Here is a 23065-nt window from a genome sequence, read left to right as displayed (position 1 = left end):
CCGCGCAGCGGCACGAGCCTTCACCACTCCCCTGTGGGGCGGTGAGGGGTGGGCGATCAGGCCCCGCAGGGGTGCCCGACACGGATGTCGGGCACTTTTCGTCCGGGCAGGAGCCCGGTCGAAAAGCCCGGCCACCCCTCACGGACTGGCTGGGCGAAGCCCAGACAGCGCCACGCGGGGTGCTCTTTCTTTTGGTTACTTTTCTTTGAGCAAGCAAAGAAAAGTGACCCGGCCTCCGGCAGGAGGACGGAAGCCCGCCGCAGGCGAGCCCGATCGCGATTACGCGACGATCAGGGCGCAGTGAGGCTGTGTCGGTGACAGGTCATTAGGACTGTGGCGAAAGGCTGTCGCGCACTGGGTGCGCTCCTACAACGGGGGGCCTTCGGGGGCGGAGGCGCTGGCTTCGAGCGCTTCGCGCACCGTGCGCAGCAGCTTCAGCGTCGAGATCGGCTTGTCGACCTGGAACAGGTGTTCCATCACCGGCAGTTCGTCCATATCCGGTGGCGCATCCGGGCGCGCCAGCAGGATCACGGCGCGGCGATAGCCATGCTCGAACAGGGCCGCCAGCGTGCGCACGCCGGTGAACAGGTTCATGTCCGCGTCCATCACCACCAGGTCGGGCACGCCTTGCGCCTCGATCCACTGCAGCGCCGCGGTACCGCTCTGGCTTGCGTGCGCCTGGTAACCCCAGGAATCCAGCGTGTCGACCAGCAGCGACAGCTGGCCGGCTTCTTCCACCACCACCAGCACGCGCTCGGCCTCGCCCTGCAGGTCGGCCTCTTCCTCCAGCTCGACTTCCAGCGGCTGCTCGACCAGCGGGATGTAAAGGTGGAAGCGCGTGCCCTGCCCTGGTTTGCTCTCCACGCGCATCACGCCCCCGTGCGCGGTGACGATGCGCCGGCAGGAAATCAGGCCAAGGCCCGTGCCGCTCTCCTTGGTGGTGTAGAACGGCTCGAACATGTGCAGCATGGCCTCGTCGTCCATGCCGGTGCCCGTGTCGGCGACAGTCAGGCACAGGTAGTTGCCCTCGCGCGTTTCCTCCTCGGGCAGGAAGAACGAAGACGGCAGCGAGGTCATCGAGGTGCGGATCTCCAGGCGTCCGCCGGCCGGCATGGCCTGGATCGCGTTGAGGCTGAGGTTGAGCAGGCACTGCTGCAGCTCGGTATGGTTGCCGTCGAACGTGAGGTCGGGATCGTCGCACGACATGCCAAGCGTGATGCCGCGCGGCACGCTGCCCTGCAGCAGCAGGTTGAGCGCGTCGAGCAATGCACCCACGCGCACCTGTTCCGCGCGCCGCGCCCCGCGCGCGAACGAGAGCATCGACTGCACCATGTCCAGCCCGCGCTTGCCGCAATCGCGCACGAGGCGGCCCAGGCGCGCGAGGCGCGGATCGTCCTGGTAATCCTGCAGGCTGTCGCCGGCCAGCAGCAGCGGTTGCAGCAGGTTGCGCAAGTCATGGCTCAGGCCGCCCGCGAGCATCGCCAGGCTTTCGAAGCGTTGTGCGCGGATCAGTTCGGTCTCGGCACGGCGACGCGCCCGCTGTGCCTCCGCTTCGCGCAGCGCGCGCCGCACCGCCGATGCCAGGCGCGCGGGATTCTGCTTGAGGATGTAGTCGGTCGCGCCGTTGCGCAGCGCTTCGATGGCGGCTTCCTCGCCCAGCGTGGCCGATACGAAGATGAAGGGAAGATCCTGGTCGCGTTCGCGCAGGAGATCGAGCGCACGCTCGCCGGAGAAGCCAGGCATGCTGAGATCCGACAGCACGATGTGTGGGCGGAACGTGTCCAGCGCGTCCATGTAGGCGCGCTCCTCATCGACCAGCTGCACGTCGTACTCGATGGCGTCGGCGTCAAGCTCGGACAGCACGAGCTCGGCATCGAGCTGACTGTCCTCGATCTGCAGGATCCGGATTTTGGGTAACGCCCACTGTTGCCTGTCCGCCATTTGCCACTCCGTCGTGGGCTTCCTGCCCGCGTCGATCAGGATTATTCCGGCGCCTGGTTGAGCACGGCCCAGAACTGTCCCAGCGTCCGCACCGCGTCGAAGAACTGGTCGACATCGACTGGCTTGATCACGTACGCATTCGCGCCGATGTCCCAGCTGCGCGCCAGGTCGCTTTCCTCCCGCGACGAGGAAAGGATCACCACCGGCACGCGACGGAAACGATCGTCCGAGCGCAGCTCCGTAAGCACTTCCAGGCCGCCCATGCGCGGCATCTTGATGTCCAGCAATACCACGGCCGGGTCGACCGGGTCGCGCCCGGCCCATTCGCCGCGGCAATAGAGATAGTCGAGGCAATCCACGCCGTCTTCGAGGTGCACGACGGGGTTGGCGAGGTTGGCGCCGGCCAGGGCATCCATGGCCATTTCAGCGTCCGCGAGACTGTCCTCGACGAGCAGGATGGTTCGTATGTCGCGCTGACTCATAACCGCCTCTGCGCAAAGCTCTCTGCCAGGTCGGACGAAGGCAGACTGAAGTGGAAACGGGCGCCCACGCCGGGCTGCGCGTCAGCCCATACACGCCCACCATGGCGCGTCACGATGCGCCGCACGTTGGCAAGGCCGATGCCGTTGCCGGGAAACTCCGACGCGCGATGCAGACGCTGGAACACGCCGAACAGCTTGCCAGCATACTGCATGTCGAAACCGGCGCCGTTATCGCTGACGGTGAACTCGTAGCTGCCGTCACGGTTGCGCTGCACATCGACGTCGATGCGCGCCACCTCGCGCTTGCCGGTGTACTTGACGGCGTTGCCAAGCAGGTTCTGCCATACCGTGCGCAGCATGTTCTCGTCGCCGATGACGATGGGCAGCGGCGCGATCGACCAGACGATGTGGCGCCCGTGCGCGTCGGTTTCCGCCAGCGCGCGCGCTTCGTCCACCAGCGATTGCATGTCCACCGGCTGCAGGCGCAGCGCGCCGCGTCCGAGACGCGAGAACACCAGCAGGTCCTCGATCAGCAAGGCCATGCGGCGCGCGGCGTCGTTGATCACTTCGATGTAGTGGCGCGTGCGCTCGTCCGCGGCCTCACCCAGGTGCTGTTGCAGCTTGCCGGCAAAACCGCTGATGTGGCGCAGCGGTGCGCGCAGGTCGTGCGACACCGAATAGCTGAAGGCCTCCAGCTCGCGGTTCACGTCGGAAACCTGCTCGATCTTGCCTTCGAGCTGGCGGTTGAGCTCCTTCACCTGCTGCTCGACCAGCGCGCGCGCGGTGACGTCGCTGAGCGTGAGCAGCAGCACGGGATCGCCGCCACTGTCCTGTTCGAGGCGCCGCGCATTGATCACCACGTGGCGATCGACGCCGTCCACCGTGCGCTGGATGAGTTCGTAGTCCCACAGCTCGCGATCCAGCAGCAGCACGTCATTGAGCCGCTGCAGCAGTGCGCTGTCGCTCCAGGCGCCGTCACCGATCTCGGTCAACGGCAGGGATTGGCGAAAATCCGGCGGCAGGCCGTACAGCTCGCCGAACGCGGCATTCACCAGCAACGTGCCCAGGCCGGCGTCGAGCAGCGCGATGGGTTCGCGCACGGCCTGCACGATGAGTTGCGAACGCTGCACGGCCTGCCCCTCGCGCTCCTCGGCGCGCAAGCGACGGCTGATCTGCCGCTCGGACACGACCACCACGATGGCAAGCAACAGGATCTGCGCGATGGCCGTGATGCTCAAGGCGAGACCGCTGTTGAATGACTCGCGCCGCGCCTCGTCGCGCCGTTCCAGCAGCGTGTTGTTCTCGTTGCGCACGACGCCGTCGATCAGGTCGTCCATCTTGAACAGCGTGCCCGAGTCGCGCATGGCCTCGGCGGCGCCCTGGTCGTCGCCACGCTCGTGGCGAAGAATGGCCTGGCCGGTGAGCGCCAGGCGGCCATTGACGACCGAGGTCAGCGAGCCGATCAGGGACTGCTGGTCCGGGCTGTCACGGGTCATTTCCCGCAACTGGGACAACAGGCCGGGCACTTCGTGGCTGGCCCGCTCCGCGCGCATGCGTACCTGCGGATCGGTATCGCCGTTGATCAGGCGGTAAATCGAGGCCTCGCCGTCGCGTGTGACATACGCGATGCGATAGGTAAGGGATTTCACCTCGGACGAGTGGGTAACGCGCTCGTTCGCCTCGATGGCTTCGCTGGCGCCACTGCGGGTGACGATGTAGGGCAAGGCCACGATCACCAGCACGGCGGCCAGGAGGCCGCCGAGTCGCCAGCGCATGGCCATGCGGTCCTTCACGGCCGGCCGGAGCGTCGACGCCAGTTTCCAGGATGAGCGCAACATGGTCGGCATGGTTGCAGAATCGCCCGGATGTTTACCACCGTCTCCGCGAGGTTTTTGCTAAGTCTTTGGTAGGGGTTATCCAGTCTAGCGCTGCCCAGCCGAGCTCATCGAAGTGGGGCGTGCATCGGGCTGGCTCCCCCACGCACGATTGGGTTCGGCCTGCATGGTGAAGTGCAGCTCGCCCCCGGCGACGATCTCGCCGTGGCGCAGGAACACCCGGTCCAGCGGCTTGCCGTTGAGGGTCACGCTGCCGACATAGGGATGCGCGTTGTCCAGGGGCGAGGCGCTGACGGTGAAGGTCTTGCCGTTGCCGAGGTGCAGCGTGGCGCGCTTCACGAACGGGCGGCCGATGGCGTACTCGTCGCTGGCCGGGGTCACCGGATAGAAGCCCAGGGCCGTGAAGATGTACCAGGCCGACATCTGGCCCAGGTCGTCGTTGCCCGCGAGGCCATCCGGCCGGGGGGCGTACTGGCTGTCCATGATCTGCTTGAGGCGCTTCTGGGTCTGCCAGGGCGCGCCCGCGTAGTCGTACAGGTAGGCCAGGTGGTGGCTGGGCTCGTTGCCATGCGCATACCAGCCGATCAGGCCGGTGATGTCCTCCACGTGCGCGAAGCGCGCGGGGTCCACCTTGGCGTCGAACACGCTGTCCAGCTTGGTGACGAAGGCCTGGTCGCCGCCCATGGCCTTCACCAGCGCGGCCACGTCCTGCGGCACGTACCAGGAGTACTGCCAGGCGTTGCCTTCGGTGTAATCGGTGCCGTAGCCGGCGGCATCCGGGTCGAACGGTTCGCGGAACGCGCCGTCGGTCTTGCGTGCGCGCATGAAGCCGGTCTTGGGATCGTAGGCATTGCGCCAGTTGCCGGCGCGCTTGTCGAAGGTGGCGGCGATGTCCTGCTTGCCCATGGCCTTGGCCATCTGCGCCAGCGACCAGTCGTCGTAGGCGTACTCGAGCGTCTTGGAGGCGCCTTCGGGTTCCTTGTCGATCGGCACGTAGCCGAGCTTCATGTAGTCGCCCAGGCCGCCGTAGGGTGCATAGGTGGCGCTGGCCACCATCGCCTTGAGGCCGGCTTCGGCATCGAAGCCGCGCACGCCCTTGATGTAGGCGTCGGCGATGACCGGCACGGCGTGGTAGCCGATCATGCACCACGTCTCCAGGCCCTGGTACGCCCACACCGGCAGGATGCCGAACGGGCTGGTTTCGCGGGCGGCGATCAGCGAGCGGATGAAGTCGGTGCTGCGCTCGGGCATCAACAGCACCACCAGCGGCTGCTGTGCGCGGTACACGTCCCACAGCGACCAGGTCGAGTGGAATTCGAACTTGCCGTTCTTGTCGACCGCCTCATGCACGGCGCCGTCGGGGCCGCGGAACTGGCCGTTGACGTCCATGCTCAGCGTGGGCGACAGCAGCGCGTGGTACAGCGACGTATAGAAGCTGGTGCGATCCTGCTTGGGCGCATCGATGTCGATCAAGGCCAGCGCCTTGTCCCAATCCGCCTTTGCGTCGGCGCGGCGGGCGTCGAAATCCCAGCCCTGCCCTTCGGCATCGAGGTTGGCGACGGCGTTGGCTTCGCTCACCGGCGAGATCGCCACCTTCACGCCCAGCGGCTGCTTGAGCGTGCCGAAGTCGAACACGCCGACCAGTGCGCGGCCGCTCAGCGCATCGTGGTCCTCCGGCTGGTAGCCCGGACCCTTGAAGCCCTTGTAGGGCACGTCGGTCTCGCGGCTGTACAACGTGCGCGAGGCCAACGGCTGCGAAAAGCGCATGGCGAAGCAAAGCTCACGGCCCGGCGCCCAGCCGCGCGTGGTACGGCAGCCGGTGACGGTGCCGTCGTCGCGCACGCGCAGGTGCGACCACAGCACCTTGCCCGGGTAGTCGTAAATGCTCGGGCGCAGGTCCAGCAACAGGTGGGCCGGCTTGCCGGCCGGGAAGGTGTAGCGGTGCCAGCCGATACGGCGGCCGGCGGTGAGTTCGGCGCGCACGCCGTAGTCGCTCAGCGTCACCGCGTAATAGCCGGCCTGCACCACTTCGGTATGGTGGTCGAAGCGCGAGCGATAGCCGCTGCCGGGCTGGGCTGCGTCACCCGGATCGAGCTTCACGTCGCCGGCAATCGGCATCACCAGCACATCGCCCAGGTCCGAATGGCCCGAGCCGGAGAAATGCGTATGCGAGAAGCCGAGCAGGCTGCTGTCGCCGTACTGGTAGCCGGCGGCCCACTTGTAGGCGTGCTTGAAGTCCGGCATCGCCGTATCGGGCGACAGCTGGATCATGCCGAAGGGCACGGTGGCACCCGGAAAGGTATGGCCATCGCCACCCGTGCCGATGCGCGGATCGACGTCCGCCGCGTGGCCCGTCGTCACCGCTGCGGCCAGGCCGGGCAGCAGGGACAGGGCAAGCATGGCCGGAAGCCAGGAACGGGACGGGAGACGAGCCATCGGAAACCCCTTCACCAGATTTAGATCGTTTGAAATCTAGCAGCGTCCACGTCGTCGTGCACGCTGCAATGCGTGGGGTGCATCACGCCTGGCAGGCGAGCCCGGGAGGGCCCGCCCCGCCTGCCGTACGTGGCCTCAGTGCTTGGCCAGCGCAATGCGATAGGCATACGCGTGCGCGCCGGATGGCTGCCTGGGCAGCGTCAGGTGCAGGCCGTCGGGCTGTTGCCTGAAGGCGATCGGCTTGCCGGTGGAAAGCAGGGTCACCGAGGCCACCTTCATGCCGCCATCGATCGAATGGATGACCGCCTCTCCGCGCGCCGGCCACGCCAGTTCGATCGCGTAAAGCGCGTCGCCCTTGGTGGTGAAGCGGAAGTCCTCGGACGTATAGGGCTTGGTCTTGGTGTCCTGCATGGTGCCAGCCGCCACTTCGGTCGGGCCTTCGCCAAAGCGATGCCACGGCCGCGTGCCGTAGATCGCCTCGCCGTTCGCATGCATCCACTGCCCCACCGACTGCAGGATGCCGCGAGCCTCGTCGGGGATGGTGCCGTCGGCCTTTGGCCCGACGTTGAGCAGCAGGTTGCCGTTCTTGCTCACCACGTCGGCGAGCAGCTGCACGATCTCGTCGGGCGATTTGTAGGTATCGCCTTCGGCATAGCCCCACGAGTCGGGACTCACCGATGTCTCGGTCTGCCAGGGTTGCTCGCGAATGCCCGCCGCCTGGCCGCGCTCGATGTTCAACGTGCCGGTGCCAGGGCGCATGTCGTTCAACTTGTAGTTGAGCACCACGCCCTGCTGTCGCGCCGCCGCCTGGTTGTAGTAGAACGCGGCGAATTCGGCGAGCGGACCGCGGAAGCGTGGTTGGCCGATCCACCAGTCGAAGTACATCAGGTCCGGGTGGTAGTCCTGCACGATTTCGGCGGAGCGTGCGAGCCAGTCGGCGAGATAGGCATCGGACACGAAGGTCCAGTCGACTTCCTGGCCGTCTTCGCCCTTGGCCGAGACGAGGCGGTGCGCCGGGCCATACAACGCGGCGTAGCGCGGATCGTTCACGTCCGAGTCGAAGGTCCGGCCGTACTCGTAGAACCAGTCGTGCTCGGCGCGATGCGACGACAGGCCCAGCTTCATGCCCTGCGCGCGTATCGCCTTGGCGAGTTCGCCGATCACGTCGCGATGCGGGCCCATCTTCACCGCGGTCCAGTCCGACAACCTGGAGTCGTACATGGCGAAGCCGTCGTGATGTTCGGCCACCGGCACCACGTAGCGCGCGCCCGCGTCATGGAACAGCTTCGCCCACGCCTGCGGGTCGAAGTGTTCGGCCTTGAACATCGGGATCAGGTCCTTGTATCCCACGTTGGGCATCGCCCCGTAGGTGGCGAGCTGATGGCGATAGCGGTCGGAGTTCTCGCCCTCGCGTTCGTACATGTGCCGGGGATACCACTCTCCCTTGAACGCCGGCACCGAATACACGCCCCAATGCACGAAGATGCCGAACTTGGCGTCGCGATACCAATCGGGCGTGCGATACGCGGTCAGCGTCTGCCAGTCGGGTTGCATCGGCCCTTGCCACGCAAGCTTCTCGGTCTGCGCGAGGATCTCATGGCGAGCGGCGTCATAAGGCCGATTGGCCGCCACCCACTGCTGTTCGATCGTTGCCGCATCGGGCGGCGTGAACGTCGACGGGCGTTCGGCCGCCGCGACCGAACCCGCGAAGGCGAGGCCAAGGGACATGCCGAGAACCAGGCACCGATGGATACGGCACGACGAGTACGTAGACGCTGTCATTGGCATTCCCTTCAAACCTGCGAGGTGGATTCGACGACGGGAGGGTATGGCTGCTTCAGCTGTTGCCCGAGCGTTCGTGCAGCCAGCTGGCCGCACCGATGACGCCAAGTTGCGCGTGGTCCACCACGTGCACGGGCACGGTCTGCAGGAACGGGCGCATCACGCCCTTGTCCAGAAAGCGCGCGACAAAATCGCTGGCTTCCAGCAGCGCCATCATGCGGGCAAGGAAACCGCCGGCCAGATAGATGCCGCCGGTAGCGCCGTACAGCATCGCCATATCGCCGGTGAAGGAGCCCAGCCACCCGCAGAACAGGTGCAGCGCTTCCACCGCACGGGAGTCGGCGTTCGCGATGGCGGCAGCCACGACATCGGCAGGTGCGTGCAGCGATGCGGGCTTGCCCTCGATGCGGCACAACGCCTGATGAAGGCGCAGCAGCCCCGGGCCGGAGAGCACGTGATCGTACGGAAGATGCGTGCCCGAGGGCGCCAACTCCGCAAGCACGTCCAGTTCGCGCGACGTGCGCGCGGCAAGCTGGATATGACCTGCCTCGGTCTGCAGCACCTGCGGCGGCGTGCCCGGCAGGCGCACCGCGACGCCGAGCCCCGTGCCGGGCCCGATCACCACGACCGGCCCCATGGCTGCCGTCGCCGGTGGCAAGGGCCGATGCAACGGCATGACGCTGCCCGCCTGCAGGTGCGGCATGGCATGCGCCAGCGCGACGAAATCGTTCAGGACCGACACCTCGTCCATGCCCAGTTCGCACTTCAGCGCGGCGGGCTCGATCGGCCATTGCAGGTTGCTGTTGAGCACGCGCCCGTCATGCAGGTAGCCCGCACAGGCAAGCGCGAAGCGGCGCGGCTTGACGGCATGCTCGTCGCAGAAGCGGCGCACGATGGAGGCGAGGCCGGCGTAATCGCGGCAGGGATAGACGCAATAGGCGAGCACGGACAAGCTAGCATCACGCGCCTGAGGCGATGCATCGGCCGCGAGGAGACCGATGCGCGCATGCGTGCCGCCGACATCCGCCGCCAGCAATGCGTACTGCGCATCCTTGCCCGGGGGATTCACGGCGACACGGGTGTCGCCACTCGGTTCGCCCGTCGCAAAGGCGCTGCTTGCCCGCACCTCGCCACGTACGTGGACGCCGTCATTCATGCACCGCCCTTCCTTCGCTTGCGTTGGCCGGACGGTGGTTCCGTCGCGCCTGCACTGTCTCGATCACGACCGCTTCAACGGCACCCTTCGAGATGCGCTCCCCAGGCGCGACCTCTTGGTCCAGGCGCATGGAAAGCATTCATGCCCTGGACCGGTGAAAACTATCCATTCGAGATTAGATCGAGACAAGTCGCAGCGCAACACCATCTTGCGCGGGGTTACGGAGTGGGTCCCAGCGCAAGAGCCCGCAGCGTTCTGCTGTTTCGTCTTGCGCGGGCGTGCGCGTTGCGCGGCCAGCGAAGCATGAGGTGCGCCGGGGTGCTGCGGTCGCCCACCGGGTGGGCTCCTGCAGGAAAGAAGGGCGCGTGCAGTGAAAAGAAAGCCGCCCGCGAAACGGGCGGCGTTTGCGTAAGACCCTGCGGTCAGGACGAAGCGATCATGCGGTCGCCGGCATGCCGAAGGCCGGCGGGCGATCCTTCGCCGCGGCGCCGAACTGCGTGTTCGGCGTCGCGCCCATCTGGAACTCCAGCGTGCCGCCGGCGGCGAGTTCCGCGTGGCTGATCCAGCTGCGCGTCCACGGCTTGCCGTTCCACTGCACCGACTGGATGTACGCCTGTCCCGGTCCATTGCCATGGGCCTGGATCACCAGCTTGCGATCACCGGACAGCGCAATCTCCGCGCGATCCAGCAAGGGGCTGCCAAACACGTAGTTGGTGCTCACCGGGTCCACCGCGTACAGGCCGAGCGCCCCCATCACGTACCACGCGCTCATCTGGCCGCAATCCTCGTTGCCGGCAAGGCCATCGGGCTCGGCCGGATACATGGTTTCCAGCAACATGCGCACGCGTGCCTGCGTCTTGTGGTGCGAACCGGTATAGGCATACAGGTAGGCCACGTGGTGGCTCGGTTCGTTGCCATGGGCATACTGGCCCACCATGCCGGCGATGTCCGGCGGCGCATCGGCGGGCAGCGCCGAGCTGGTGGTGAAAAGTTCATCCAGCTTGCGTTCGAACACCTTCTGCCCGCCGAACATCTCCATGTACGCGTACAGGTCGTGCTGGTTGAGGAACGTCGCCTGCCACGCGTTGGACTCGGTGAAGTCGCGCCACTGGCTGGAATGACCCATGCCGCGCGGGTCGAACGGCTCCAGCCATTGCCCGTCGCTGCCGCGTGGCCTCACGAAGTTGAGCTTCTTGTCGAACACGTTGCGGTAGTTGCGCGAACGCTGGCGCAGCGCAGCCGCATCACCCTTCGCGCCCGCGCCTTCGGCCAGCTGCGCCATGGCCCAGTCGTCATACGCGTATTCGAGCGTCTTGCTGACCGCCTCGCCTTCCTTGTCGCTGGGGATATAACCGAGGTGGCGATAGAACGCCAGGCCGCGGTAATCGTCCTCCATGGCGCGACGGCGGAAGATCGGCCAGGCGCGCGCGTAGTCGATGCCGGTGAAGCCCTTGGCCTGTGCTTCGGCGAGCACCACGGCGGAGTGGTAGCCGATCATGCAGCCGGTCTCCACGCCCTGCAGCGGCCACACCGGCGGCCCTTGCGGGCTTTCCTCCGCCATGCGCACCAGGCCGTTCACCAGGTCGGGCACGCGGTCGGGCTGGAACAGCGTAAGCAAGGGATGCAACGCGCGGTAGGTGTCCCACAGCGAATAGGTGCTGTAGTTGTTCTGTCCGGCGGGCAATTGATGGATCGCCAGGTCCATGCCGCGATAGCGGCCATCCACGTCGCTGAACAGCGTGGGCGCCAGCATGGTGTGGTACAGCGCGCTGTAGAACGTGCGCAGCACCGCGGGCGACGAGGATTCGATGCGGATGCGGCCGAGCTCGCGCTCCCATGCCTGCGCGGCGGTGCGTTGCGCGAGCTCGAAATCCCACGCGGGCACTTCCGCCTCGAGATTCTTCAAGGCACCGTCGATGTCGACCGCGGAGATGCCGACCTTGACCAGCAGCGGGGCGTGCGAGGCTTTCTTGATGTGCAGTGCGGCCTTCAGATGCGCGCCGCTGGCCTCCTGCGAGCCGTTCGCCAGCGCCACGTCTTCGGAGTACAGCGTGGCGTGCGAGAACGGGCGCGACAGCTTCATGGCGAAGTACAGGTAACGCCCATTCGCCCACTGGTGCACGCGGCGCGCACCCACCAGGGTGTCGTTGCCGACCACGCGCAGCTGCGCGTCGGTGACCGCTGCCGGCACCGTCGCGCTGTCGTGGTAGCCATGCGCAAGGTCCACCAGCAGATGGCCGTCGCCCTTGCCGTGGAAGGTGTAGCGATGCAGGCCCACGCGCGGCGTGGCGGTGAGCTCGGCCAGGATGTTGTGGTCGGTGAGATGCACTCGGTAGTAGCCCGGCTGTGCCTGTTCCGAGGCCTTGTCGTAGCGCGAGCGATAGCCCTTGCCCGGCACCGCCTTGCTGTCCGCCGGCAGGCGCGCCGATCCGGTGGTTCCATCGAAGCGGGACTGGTAGTTCTGGTCGGGCAAGCCACGCTCGCCCGGCTGCAGCAGCACCGGGCCCTGCGCCGGCATCACCAGCACGTCGAGCATGTCGCTCGCGCCGGTACCGCTCAGATGCGTATGCGAGAAACCCATGATCGAGCCGTCGGCCTGGTGGTAACCCGAGCACGCATCCCAGCCCGCATCGTTGGTATCCGGGCTCAGCTGCACCATGCCGTAGGGCAAGGTCGCGCCCGGGAAGGTATGGCCATGGCCGCCCGTGCCGACGAACACGTCGACATAGGACGACACACCCTGGGCACCCAGGGCACCCGCGCCGGCGGCGGATTTTTGCGCGGCCACCGCGCCGGCCACGCTCGTCGCCAGCGACGATAGCGGGTTGCCGAGCACCGCAAGCGCGCCCATGCCCTGGAGGAATTGTCGGCGGGACACCATGTGGGCGGTTCTCCTGAAGTCGTGGTTGTCGGAAGAGGAAAAGGTCAGCGCAGCAGCGCCGGACGCGTACGATGAAGGTCGACGATCATCTCGCCGAACAAGGTATTGGCCCAGGCAAACCAGGTGCGCGTGAAATGCGCCGGGTCGTCCTGGTCGAAGGTTTCGTGCATGAAGCCCGTACCCGCATCGGTGTCGCGCAACCAGCGCAGGCATTGGCTGATCTGCGAGGGATCGTCGCTGGTCTGCGCATACATCATCAGCGACATCGGCCAGATCATGCGCAGCCCTTCATGCGGGCCACCGATGCCTTCAGCCGCCTTGCCCTTGAAGAAGTACGGGTTGTGCGTGCTCCACGCGCGGTCGCGGGTGCGCTGGTACAACGGGTCCTTGCGATCGCAGCAGCCGAGGTACGCCAGGCTGAGCAGGCTGGGGGCATTGGCGTCGTCCATGAACAGCTGGTTGCCGTAGCCGTCGATCTCGTAGGCCCAGTGTTCCTGGCCTTGCTCGTCGCGCATGCGCCCGTCGCGGTGCACGGCCTGCTCCACTTCGCTGGCCAGGGCGGTGCATTCGGCGGCAAACGCTTCGTCGTGGTGAATGCCGCGGCTCATCTGTGCCAGCAGCCGCAGGCAAGTCACCGCGAACAGATTGGCGGGCACGAACAACGGATACAGGCATGCATCGTCGGACGGCCGGAACATGGAATGGATCATCCCGTTCGGCCGCGCGGGATTGCCGTAGCCATCGAGCATCAGCGTGTCGGTGGGAATCTTGGAAGGCCGCTGGAAGTGGTACGGCCCATGACCTTGCTTGCGCTGCTGCTCGCGGAAGGTCTTCACCACCGTGGCCATCGCCGAGCGCCAGTCGTCGTCGAACGGCTCGCTGTCGCCGGTCGCCTGCCAATAGCCATGCGCGAGGCGGATCGGATAGCACAGCGAATCGATCTCCCACTTGCGCTCGCCCACGCCGGGCTTCATGTCCGTGTCGTCGTGCAGCGACCACGACAGCGGCTGCGAGTGCGGATCGGGCATGAAGGCGTTGGCGTAGGGATCGATGCGGATGCAGCGCGCCTGCCGGCGGATCAGGCCGCGGAACAGGCGCTGCAACGCCGGGTCCTGCCGGGCCAGCGGGATATACGGCGACACCTGGGCGGACGAATCCCGCAGCCACATCGCGTTGATGTCGCCCGTGATCACGAAGGTATCGGGCTTGCCGTCGAGCGTACCCAGCTCCACCGTGGTATCCAGCGTGTTCGGATAGCAGTTCTCGAACATCCACGCGAGCTTGGGATCGGCGATGGCGGACTTCACCGTCGCCAGCTGCCGCTCCACGGCCTGGCTCACGAACTTGCGCTTGCCCACCGGCGGGCGCTGGCTCGTGTAACGGGCCGCGCCACCGGCAAAAGCGCGCGCAGGGGCACTATCCAGCGCCGCCGCCGAAACCGCGGCGGCGCCGAACCACTTCAGTACGTCACGGCGCGATGGCATGGCGTGTCTCGTCCTGTCGGAAGGTATTCATCACGTTCACTGTCCCCGCATCACGCCGGCCAGGTTCTGCACCTGCAGTGCGCGCTGCATGTCGTTGAGCAGGGCCTTGCTCTTGACGCCGACGGTCACGCTCTGGCCCGGCAGGATGTCGAAGGCGTTGTCGTCCATCTCGACGTCGAGGTCGCCGAACGACACCCACACGTCGCGCGCCAGCGTGTCGGTGGTCAGCGTGAGCTTGTATCCATCGACCGAAGGCTGCAGCTGCGCGCGGATATGCGGCGACGGCAACACCAGGTTCTTCGCTTCGTCGAAGAACACCAGGTTGCGCGACAAGGGGCCATCGCCGTCGGCCAGTTCGAACACCGCGAACACGGCCTTCGGATCGGCGCCATGCAGCAATTGGGCATCGGTGTAGTTGCCTACCGGCGTGCTGCTCAACGGAGGCATGCTGGTCACGTGCCTGTGCTCGTCGATGACCTTGCCGGCGAAGTCCATCAGGCGCAGGCTCCAGTGCCCGCTCGTCGAGGACACCTGATCGGACACCAGCGACACCGACGTGTTGCCGTCATGCCTCAACGCGGCAATCAGCAGCGGCGCGTAGAAACGGCGCGCGTGGAACTGCAATGCCTTCCACCGGCCGAAATAGTCGATGCTGGACCAGGACGCGCCGGGCCACACGTCGTTGATCTGCCAATACAGCGAACCCATCGACTGCGGCCGCGAGGCACGCAGGTGCTCGGCGGCGAGCTCGATGCCTTGCGCCTGCATCACCTGGCTCAGGTAGACGAAGGCGGGAAAATCGCGCGGCTCACCGAAGCTGCGTTCGATATACAGCAGCAGGCGCTTGTTGCCGTTGCCGCTGTCGTACTTCTGGTGCGCCCGCATCACCGGTGATTCGGCCTGCAGGTCCTCCGGCGCGGCGAACGCGCGGATGGTGCGCATCACGGGGAACGACTGCAGGCCGTACTCCGACTGGAAGCGCGGCGTCACGTTGAGGTACTCCGTCAGCGGCTTCGCCTGCCCGGACCAGACGTCCCAGTAGTGCATGTCACCATTGCCCAGCACGTTGGCCGGCCCTTCGTAGTCGGTGCTGGGCGTACTGGCCCAGTACGGCACATCGCGGTCGTAGCGGGTCACCACGTCACGCAGCACGTTGCCGAACAGGTTCACCATGCCGGTGACGATGAGGTCGCGCTGCTCGCCGGTCAGCGACTTCTTGAACGCCTCGCGATCGGGCCACGATTCCCAGCCGGTCTGCACTTCGTTGTTGCCGCACCACAGCACGATGCTGGGGTGGTTGCGCAAGCGCCTGACCTGTTCGATCGCCTCCTGCCGCGTGTTGTCGACATAGGCCGTGTCGTTGGGCGGGATCGCCCCGCCGAACATGAAGTCCTGCCAGATCATGATGCCGAAGCGGTCGGCCAGCTCGTAGAAGCGATCCGGCAGGTAATAGCCGCCGCCCCACACGCGCAGCATGTTCATGTTGGCATCGCGCGCCGAGGCGACCACGTCGTGCATGCGCAGCTCGACGTCGCGGCTGGGGAAGCTGTCGAACGGAATAAGGTTCGCGCCCTTGGCGAACACCGGGATGCCGTTGATGACGAACTCGAAGCTCCTGCCCCAGCGATCCGGCTGGCGCCGCAGTTCCACGCTGCGGAGACCCACCGCGCGATCGGCGCCGTGCAGCACGCCGTCGCCGTCGCGCACGGTGGCCTTGAACGTGTACATGTCCTGCGCGCCGTAGCCGGCGGGATACCACAGCCGCGGGTCGGCGATGCGCAGCGGCAGGCTGATCTCGTGCGTGCCGGGGTCGACGATGACTTCGCGCGCATCATGCGCGACGGCTTCCCCACTCGGTCCCAGCACGTCCAGGTTCACCGTCACGCGCTGGCCGGCGTCGGCCTGCACATCGAGCTTGACGGCCACGCGCGCGACCCGCGGGTCGACCTGGTTCTGCTCGACATGGAAATCGTCGACGCGAAAACCGTCCCAGCTGTCCAGGTGCACGCCCTGCCAGATGCCCTCGGTGACGATGCGCGGCCCCCAATCCCAGCCGTACTGGTAATTCGCCTTGCGTATGTAATTGGCCGTCTGTTTGCCCTTGGGTTCGTCGCCGAAGGCCGAATCGAACTCGCCCGGCAAGGCATAGGATTGCTTCAGCAGCCACGGCTGCAGGCGCTTGATCGGCGAGTACAGCCGCACCTCGAGCTTGTTGGAGCCCTTGCGCAGCACGGATTTCACCGGCACGCGCCAGCGGCGGAACATGTTGTCGGCGGCGACCAGCCTGGTGCCGTTCAAGATGACGTCCGCGAACGTATCCAGCCCGTCGAGCACCAGTTCCACATGCGGGCGCGCCAGCGTGGCGGCATCGACGTCGAAGCTGGTGCGGTACTGCCAGTCGGCGAGGCCGACCCATTGCACCTGCGCCTCGTTGTCGCGATAGAACGGGTCGACCAGTTGCCGTGCCGCCATCAGGTCGGTCTGCACCGTGCCCGGCACGGTCGCCGGCAGCCACTTGGTCGCTTCCGGGTGTGTCGCCGCGGCGCCGTCGCCGGGCGCCAGCCGGAACTGCCAGTCGTGATCGAGCGTGATCGTCGAGAGCGGCGCTGCCCCCGCCATGACCGGAAGCAGCAGCGCCGCCAAACAGGCCCAGGCCATGACACCGGACCGGCGCACCCGCGCCAGCCGCCTGCACTTCCCCTTGCTGCGTGTCTCGCCTGCGTGGATCGATACGATCATCTGGGACATCCGTCTGACAGCCGCCTTGGCCCCTGGCGCACCGCCAGCAACCGGTTCACTACGCTGTAGAACCCACCGACCCCGCGATGTTGCCGGCGGCCATCGGCCTCGCCTGCGAACGCTGTCCGAAAACGGCAGCGCCGCAGCGTCTGGCCGGGCGCGCGAGGCAGCGCCGGGCTCGCCCCGCGACGCCGCAGGCGATTTCACATAAATCGTGGTTTCCCCCGATTTAGATCGATTTATATTTCACGGTACCATCCTGCCATGACGCGATGCATGCCGCATTGCAATATGGCTAAACGACACAGGATTTCGGTTACATTTGGATCGTTCCAACTCACGGAAAGCCGCCAGCATGGCCACGGAAAGCTCCGCCCCCGTCCACCGCAAGACCACGCTCAGCGATATCGCTGCCGGCTGCGGTGTTTCGCGCGCCACGGTGTCGCTGGTTTTGCGCGGCAGTCCGTTGGTGAACAAACACACGCGCGCACGCGTCGAGGAAGAACTGCGACGCCAGGGCTACGTGTACAACCGTGCCGCGGCCAACCTGCGCCGGCGCACCTCGTCGAGCATTGCGCTGGTGGTGAACGAACTTGCGAATCCGTTCTTCGCCGAATTCGCCGCGGGCGTCGACGAAACGCTCGGCGAGGCAGGCTTCGTCACCTTGCTGGGCAGCACCGGCGAATCGACCACGCGCGAGCAGGCCGTGCTCGGCTCGCTGATCGAACATGGCCCGGGCGGCATCATCCTGTCGCCGGCCGAAGGCAGCGAAGCGCGCAACGTGCTCACCGCCATCGGCGCGCACCTGCCGGTGGTGCTGTTCAACCGCGAACTCGGCGGACGCCTGCCGCAGTACGCGCATTGGGATCGCCTGATGCTGGATAACCGCCCCGGCACGCGGCAAGCCACGGAGCACCTGATCGCGCGGGGGCATCGACGCATCGCCTTCTTCGGCGGCCACGACGATGCCAGCTCGACGCGCGAGCGCCACGCCGGCTACGTGGAAGCGATGCAGGCCGCCGGGCTGAAGATCGAGCCGCACTGGCGCGTGCAGACCACGCCCACGCGCATCGATGCCGTGCGCGCCACGCCCGCGCTGTTCGAAGGCGGCAGCAAACCCACCGCGGCCGTCTGCTACAACGACGCGGTCGCGCTCGGCCTGATCCTTGGCCTGCATCAGCGCGGCCTGCAAGCGGGTCGCGACTTTGCCGTCACCGGCTTCGACGACATCGCCGAAGCCTCCATGAGCGTGCCGCCGCTGACCACCTTGTCCACGGCGCCGAGGGCGCGCGGACGGCAGGCCGCCGAACTTCTCCTTGCCCGACTGCGCGACCCGCAGGCGCCGGCAAGCACCGTTATCGCGCCGGTGGAGCTGGTGGTGCGCGAAAGCAGCTGTCCTCTTTCCTGACAACGGAATTTCGCATGGCCCTTGCAGCTCCTTCCGCGCGGTCGACGACAGGCTCCGCGCCCGCTACCGGCAGCACGCGCTACACCGATTACCCCATGGCCATGTCGGTGGCCACCACGATCTTCTTCATGTGGGGCTTCCTCACCGTCCTCAACGACATCCTGATCCCGCACCTGAAGTCGGTGTTCGAGTTGAACTACGCACGCGCGATGCTCGTGCAGTTCACCTTCTTCGGCGCGTACTTCCTGATGTCCCTGCCCGCCGGCCGGCTGGTGGCGGCGCTGGGCTACAAGAAGGGCATCGTGGCGGGCCTCGCCATCGCGGCACTGGGTGCGTTCGGCTTCTGGCCGGCGGCGGCGCTGCATTCGTATGCCGCCTTCCTCGCCGCGCTGTTCGTGCTCGCCACCGGCATCACGGTGCTGCAGGTCGCGGCCAATGCGTATGTCGCGCTGCTCGGCCCGGAGCGCACCAGCTCCAGTCGACTCACGCTGGCGCAGGCGATGAATTCGCTGGGCACCACGCTGGGCCCCTGGTTCGGCGGCCTGCTGATCCTTTCCGCGGTCACCGTCACCACCATTCCCGACGACGTGCGCAAGGCGCCCGAGACGGTGCAGCTGGTGCAGGTGCTCAACAACGGCGCGCCGGCGCAAGCCGTCGAAGCGCTGCAGCAGGCGCCGGCCGATCACCTCGTGGCCGCGTTGAACGACGCCGCCGCGACCGCGCTCGATCGCCTGCCCGCCGATGCCATCGCCACCAGCCTCAAGCCGCTTTCCTCCGCGCAGCTGGCCAACGTGCTCGACAAGCTGCCCGGCGCGTCGCTGCTCGCCACGCTGACGGCGCAGTCGCCGCAGCAGCTCGCCGCGCTGCCCGTCGATCGCCTCGCCGGTGCGCTGGACAAGCTCACCGCATCACGCCTGGATGCCGCGCAGTCCGAACAGCTGGCCAAGGTTCGCGCCAGCCTGCTGCCCGAGACGACGCAGCAGCTGCAGGCATTCCGCCAGAAGCAGGCCGAGCTGGTGCAGGTGCCTTACCTCGGCCTCGGCGTGGTGCTGTTGCTGCTAGCCGTGGGCGTGTGGCTGTTCCGACTGCCGCCGCTCACCGAGACCACCGAGCAGGCCGATCCCGTGCACCACACGCTGATGGACGCGTTGCGCCACAGCCATGTGTTCTACGGCGTACTGGCGATCTTTTTCTACGTGGGCGCCGAGGTGTCGATCGGCAGCTTCCTGGTGAACTACCTGTCGCTGCCCGAGATCGGCCACATGAGCGAGCAGGATGCCTCGCACTACGTGTCGCTGTACTGGGGCGGCGCGATGGTGGGGCGCCTCGCCGGCTCCGCCCTGCTGGTGTGGATCAACCCGCGCAAGTTGTTGGCCGTCTTTGCGGCCATCGCCGGCCTGCTGGTGCTGACCACCATGCTCACGCACGGCCAGGCGGCCATGGTGAGCGTGATCGCCATCGGCCTGTTCAACTCGATCATGTTCCCGACGATCTTCTCGCTGGGCATCGAGCGCATGGGCCCGCTGACCGGCAAGGCGTCGAGCCTGCTGATCATGGCCATCGTCGGCGGCGCGCTGCTGCCGCTGGCGCAAGGTGTGCTTGCCGACCACCTGGGCATCCAGCACGCCTTCGTGCTGCCGATGCTTTGCTACGGCTACATCGTCTTCTATGGCCTGCGCGGCTCGCTGATCCGCAATCCGGCCGTTCCCGCCGCCACCGCTGAGAATGCTTGATGTCCCGCTCTATCCTTTGTTTCGGCGAAGCCCTGATCGATTTCCATAGCGAAGGCAACGACTCCCACGGCTATCCACGCAGCTTCGTGCCCTTCGCGGGCGGCGCGCCCGCCAATGTCGCGGTCGCGGTCGCCCGCCTCGGCGGCGCGGCGGCGTTCGCCGGCATGCTCGGAAAAGACGTCTTTGGCGATTTCCTGCTCGACAGCCTGCACAGCGCGGGCGTGGACACCACGGGCATCGCGCGCACGGACGAGGCCAACACCGCGCTGGCCTTCGTATCGCTGGACGCCCATGGCGAGCGCAGCTTCACCTTCTATCGCCCGCCTTCGGCCGACCTGCTGTTTCGTCCGGAGCACTTCCGCGAGGAAAGCCTGCACAACGCGGCGGTGTTCCATGTGTGCTCCAACAGCATGACCGATCCCGCGCTGGCCGAGACCACGCGCGACGGCATGCGCCGCGCGAGCGCGGCCGGCGCACTGGTGAGCTTTGACCTCAACCTGCGCCCGGCCTTGTGGCCGCGCGGCGTCGACCCGCGTCCGCTGGTGTGGCCCGCGCTGCACCTTGCCGACGTGGTGAAGCTCAGCACCGAAGAGCTCGCATGGCTCGCGGTGGGCGGCGAGGACGCCGTGCTCGAAAAGCTGTGGGAAGGCCGTACGCGCCTGCTGGTGGTCACCGATGGCCCCGGCGCACTGCGCTGGTTCCATCCCGATGCCGACGGCGAGCTGCCGGCCTATGCCGTGCGCGCGGTCGACACCACGGCGGCGGGCGATGCCTTCGTGGGCGGCCTCCTGCATGGGCTGGCTTCGCTGGAGACGTCGGAGGACCGCATCGACCACCTCGTCACCGAACTGCCGCGCCTGCATGCCACGCTGCGCTTCGCGGCCGCCTGCGGCGCGCTCACCGTGACCCGCCAGGGTTCGTTCACCGCCATGCCCGACGAAGCCGAAGTGCTGGCCTTCATGGAGAACTACGCATGACCACGCCCGATTTCCGCAGCGAGGCATTCCTGCGCGAACACATCGCGCAGACGATGGCGTTCTACCACCCGCACGCGATCGATCCCGAAGGCGGCTTCTTCCACTACTACAAGGACGACGGCACGATCTACGACCGCAGCCATCGCCACCTGGTGAGCAGCACGCGCTTCGTCTTCAACTACGCCATGGCGCACATCGAGTTCGGCAACCCCGAATATCTCGATGCCGTGCACCATGGCCTGCGCTACCTGCGCGACGTGCATCGCAACCCGGCCACGGGCGGCTACGCGTGGACCATCCGCGACGGCAAGCCCGAAGACACCATGTACCACGCGTACGGCGTCGCCTTCGTGCTGCTCGCCTACTCCACCGCCAAGAAGGCCGGCGTGCACGAGGCCGAGGCGTGGATGGACGAAACCTGGGAGCTGCTGGAGAAGCGCTATTGGGACGCCGAGGCCGGCCTGTACCGCGACGAGGCGAACGACCAGTGGCAGTTCACCGGCTACCGCGGGCAGAACGCCAACATGCACATGTGCGAGGCGATGCTGGCCGCTTACCAGGCCAGTGACGAGCCGCGGTACCTCGAACGCGCGCTGCAGCTCGCCGACCACATGACGCGCCGCCAGGCCGCCAAGGCCAACGGCCTCGTGTGGGAACACTACGACACCGAGTGGAACGTCGACTGGAAGTACAACCTCGACAATCCCAAGCACCTGTTCCGCCCGTGGGGCTTCCAGCCCGGCCACCAGACCGAATGGGCCAAGCTGTTGCTGATCATGGAGCCGCTGCTGCTCGAACGCGGCCGCGAGGAAGACTGGCTGGTGCCCACCGCCAAGCACCTGTTCGACACCGCGCTGGCACACGCGTGGGACAACGAGTTCGGCGGCATTGCCTACGGCTTCGCTCCGGACGGCAGCGTGTGCGACGACGACAAGTACTTCTGGGTGCAGGCCGAATCGCTGGCCGCCGCGGCGCTGCTGCATGCACGTACCGGCCTGGCCGAGTACGACACGTGGTACGAGAAGCTGTGGGACTATTCGTGGAAGCACTTCGTCGACCACAAGTATGGCGCGTGGTATCGCATCCTCACCCGCGACAACCGCAAGTATGACGACGAGAAGAGCCCTGCGGGCAAGACGGACTACCACACGATGGGCGCATGCTATGAGGTGATTGCGCTGATCCGCGACGGCGGCGTGCCGTAACAACCCGGCAATCACCTCGATGTAGGAGCGCACCCAGTGCGCGACAGCCTTTCGCGCCGGTCTGCATGGTTGTGGTTCTTGTGAGAGCGGGGTGTTGCCTTCGGTAGCTCCGCTTCCGCGAGCATGCCGCTTACGCAGCGGGCGTTTCGACGTCCTGCCGGCCTTTGTAGGAGCGCACCCTGTGCGCGACCGCCTTTCGCGCCTGTTCGCATGTTTTCGCTCTTGTAAGAGCGGGGTATGCCTTCGGTAGCTCCGCTTCCGCAAGAGTGCCGCTTACGCAGCGGGCGTTTCGACGTCCTGCCGGCCGCCGAGTCACTTTTCTTTTGCTGGCCCAAAAGAAAAGTAACCCAAAGAAAATGGCCTTCAAAGCCAAGGCTCATGGCAGTACGTGGGATAGAAGCGTCGGCCGACCGAGGCCAGCCGCGGTGCGCTCATTACTACCTCGAACGGCGCGGCTACACCGCAACGCGCCGTAGCGGAGAGGACTCAAGGCAACGTTGTTGAGCCCTGAGGGGATCTATTCGCGCCGCACCGCCGTCTTTTCTCCCTCTCCCCTTTGGGGCACGCGGGGAGCGGCCATGGATGGCCGCGGCTTTGAGGAGCGAGGAGAGGGCTGGGGTGAGGGGCGGGGCTCGCGAAATTCCTCCCTACCTCTGTAGGAGCGCACCCAGTGCGCGACCGCCACGTTGCAACGCACCTTGCGTCGTCGCGACCATCGCAGTTCGAGGCAACCACGTCAGTCCGCGGTCGCGCACAGGGTGCGCTCCCACAACGAACCGCAGCCACCGGTGTCGCGACGCGATGTGCCGCGCAGCGGCACGAGCCTTCAACAACCCCCTGTGGGGCGGTGAGGGGTGGTCGATCAGGCCCCGCAGGGGTGCCCGACACGGATGTCGGGCACTTTTCGTCCGGGCAGGAGCCCGGTCGAAAAGCCCGGCCGCCCCTCACGGACTGGCTGGGCCGCAGGCCCAGCCAGCGCCACGCGGGGTGCCGTTCTCTTTGGTTA

General features: G+C 66.7%; 13 protein-coding genes. 4 read left to right on the top strand and 9 right to left on the bottom strand.

Features of this window, described 5'->3' with window-relative positions; translation table 11 throughout:
• Positions 1-366: 366 nt before the first annotated feature.
• The 9 genes from JMF82_RS18090 to JMF82_RS18050 form a co-directional block, all read right to left on the bottom strand.
• Positions 367-1941: a response regulator gene (locus tag JMF82_RS18090; RefSeq protein WP_201315927.1), complete on the bottom strand. Its 1575-nt coding sequence runs from the start codon at positions 1939-1941 to the stop codon at positions 367-369.
• A gap of 41 nt (positions 1942-1982) precedes the next feature.
• Positions 1983-2423, bottom strand: coding sequence for a response regulator (locus JMF82_RS18085; protein ID WP_201315926.1), 441 nt, complete (start codon positions 2421-2423; stop codon positions 1983-1985).
• Positions 2420-4198, bottom strand: a complete 1779-nt coding sequence (locus tag JMF82_RS18080) for an ATP-binding protein (RefSeq protein ID WP_201315928.1) — start codon at positions 4196-4198, stop codon at positions 2420-2422. The genes JMF82_RS18085 and JMF82_RS18080 overlap by 4 nt, the downstream gene beginning before the upstream one ends.
• A 147-nt stretch (positions 4199-4345) precedes the next feature.
• Complete coding sequence (locus JMF82_RS18075; protein WP_236585551.1) at positions 4346-6658, bottom strand: GH92 family glycosyl hydrolase; 2313 nt, start codon at positions 6656-6658, stop codon at positions 4346-4348.
• A gap of 171 nt (positions 6659-6829) precedes the next feature.
• Positions 6830-8422 carry an alpha-L-fucosidase gene (locus tag JMF82_RS18070; RefSeq protein WP_201315924.1) on the bottom strand — a complete coding sequence of 531 codons (1593 nt, stop codon included), beginning with the start codon at positions 8420-8422 and terminating at the stop codon, positions 6830-6832.
• 109 nt (positions 8423-8531) lie between these two features.
• Positions 8532-9632: a glucokinase gene (locus JMF82_RS18065; protein ID WP_201315923.1), complete on the bottom strand. Its 1101-nt coding sequence runs from the start codon at positions 9630-9632 to the stop codon at positions 8532-8534.
• A 436-nt stretch (positions 9633-10068) separates the two neighbouring features.
• Entirely contained in the window at positions 10069-12513 is a 2445-nt protein-coding gene (locus JMF82_RS18060; protein WP_201315922.1) for a GH92 family glycosyl hydrolase, read from the bottom strand.
• A gap of 44 nt (positions 12514-12557) precedes the next feature.
• The gene (locus JMF82_RS18055) at positions 12558-13997 is read right to left on the bottom strand and encodes a glycoside hydrolase family 125 protein (RefSeq protein ID WP_201315921.1); all 1440 of its coding nucleotides are present in this window, start codon (positions 13995-13997) and stop codon (positions 12558-12560) included.
• A 36-nt stretch (positions 13998-14033) separates the two neighbouring features.
• The gene (locus JMF82_RS18050) at positions 14034-16655 is read right to left on the bottom strand and encodes a glycoside hydrolase family 2 protein (protein ID WP_201315920.1); all 2622 of its coding nucleotides are present in this window, start codon (positions 16653-16655) and stop codon (positions 14034-14036) included.
• 436 nt (positions 16656-17091) lie between these two features.
• Here JMF82_RS18050 and JMF82_RS18045 point away from each other — a divergent pair, with 436 nt between their 5' ends.
• Genes JMF82_RS18045 through JMF82_RS18030 form a run of 4 tightly spaced genes read left to right on the top strand, consistent with a single transcriptional unit; the run spans position 17092 to position 22059 of the window.
• The gene (locus JMF82_RS18045) at positions 17092-18144 is read left to right on the top strand and encodes a LacI family DNA-binding transcriptional regulator (protein WP_111984152.1); all 1053 of its coding nucleotides are present in this window, start codon (positions 17092-17094) and stop codon (positions 18142-18144) included.
• Positions 18145-18158: 14 nt separating this feature from the next.
• On the top strand, positions 18159-19877 hold the full coding sequence (locus tag JMF82_RS22220) for a sugar MFS transporter (protein ID WP_201315919.1): 1719 nt from the start codon (positions 18159-18161) through the stop codon (positions 19875-19877).
• Positions 19877-20854, top strand: coding sequence for a carbohydrate kinase (locus JMF82_RS18035; RefSeq protein WP_201315918.1), 978 nt, complete (start codon positions 19877-19879; stop codon positions 20852-20854). The genes JMF82_RS22220 and JMF82_RS18035 overlap by 1 nt, the downstream gene beginning before the upstream one ends.
• Positions 20851-22059: an AGE family epimerase/isomerase gene (locus JMF82_RS18030; RefSeq protein ID WP_201315917.1), complete on the top strand. Its 1209-nt coding sequence runs from the start codon at positions 20851-20853 to the stop codon at positions 22057-22059. Before JMF82_RS18035 ends, JMF82_RS18030 begins: the two co-directional genes overlap by 4 nt.
• Positions 22060-23065 lie beyond the last annotated feature (1006 nt).

Source organism: Dyella sp. EPa41, assembly GCF_016586165.1.
In the GTDB taxonomy this organism is placed as follows: domain Bacteria; phylum Pseudomonadota; class Gammaproteobacteria; order Xanthomonadales; family Rhodanobacteraceae; genus Dyella.
This window is presented reverse-complemented; position numbering and strand designations above follow the sequence as displayed.

Excerpts from the sequence above, each read along its gene's own strand:
- JMF82_RS18045 (WP_111984152.1), top strand. The coding sequence starts at position 17,092 with ATGGCCACGGAAAGCTCCGCCCCCGTCCACCGCAAGACCACGCTCAGC.
- JMF82_RS18065 (WP_201315923.1), bottom strand. The coding sequence starts at position 9,632 with ATGAATGACGGCGTCCACGTACGTGGCGAGGTGCGGGCAAGCAGCGCC.
- JMF82_RS18060 (WP_201315922.1), bottom strand. The coding sequence starts at position 12,513 with ATGGTGTCCCGCCGACAATTCCTCCAGGGCATGGGCGCGCTTGCGGTG.
- JMF82_RS18035 (WP_201315918.1), top strand. The coding sequence starts at position 19,877 with ATGTCCCGCTCTATCCTTTGTTTCGGCGAAGCCCTGATCGATTTCCAT.
- JMF82_RS18030 (WP_201315917.1), top strand. The coding sequence starts at position 20,851 with ATGACCACGCCCGATTTCCGCAGCGAGGCATTCCTGCGCGAACACATC.
- JMF82_RS18085 (WP_201315926.1), bottom strand. The coding sequence starts at position 2,423 with ATGAGTCAGCGCGACATACGAACCATCCTGCTCGTCGAGGACAGTCTC.
- JMF82_RS18090 (WP_201315927.1), bottom strand. The coding sequence starts at position 1,941 with ATGGCGGACAGGCAACAGTGGGCGTTACCCAAAATCCGGATCCTGCAG.
- JMF82_RS18075 (WP_236585551.1), bottom strand. The coding sequence starts at position 6,658 with ATGCTTGCCCTGTCCCTGCTGCCCGGCCTGGCCGCAGCGGTGACGACG.
- JMF82_RS18070 (WP_201315924.1), bottom strand. The coding sequence starts at position 8,422 with ATGTCCCTTGGCCTCGCCTTCGCGGGTTCGGTCGCGGCGGCCGAACGC.
- JMF82_RS18050 (WP_201315920.1), bottom strand. The coding sequence starts at position 16,655 with ATGGCCTGGGCCTGTTTGGCGGCGCTGCTGCTTCCGGTCATGGCGGGG.
- JMF82_RS18055 (WP_201315921.1), bottom strand. The coding sequence starts at position 13,997 with ATGCCATCGCGCCGTGACGTACTGAAGTGGTTCGGCGCCGCCGCGGTT.
- JMF82_RS18080 (WP_201315928.1), bottom strand. The coding sequence starts at position 4,198 with ATGCGCTGGCGACTCGGCGGCCTCCTGGCCGCCGTGCTGGTGATCGTG.
- JMF82_RS22220 (WP_201315919.1), top strand. The coding sequence starts at position 18,159 with ATGGCCCTTGCAGCTCCTTCCGCGCGGTCGACGACAGGCTCCGCGCCC.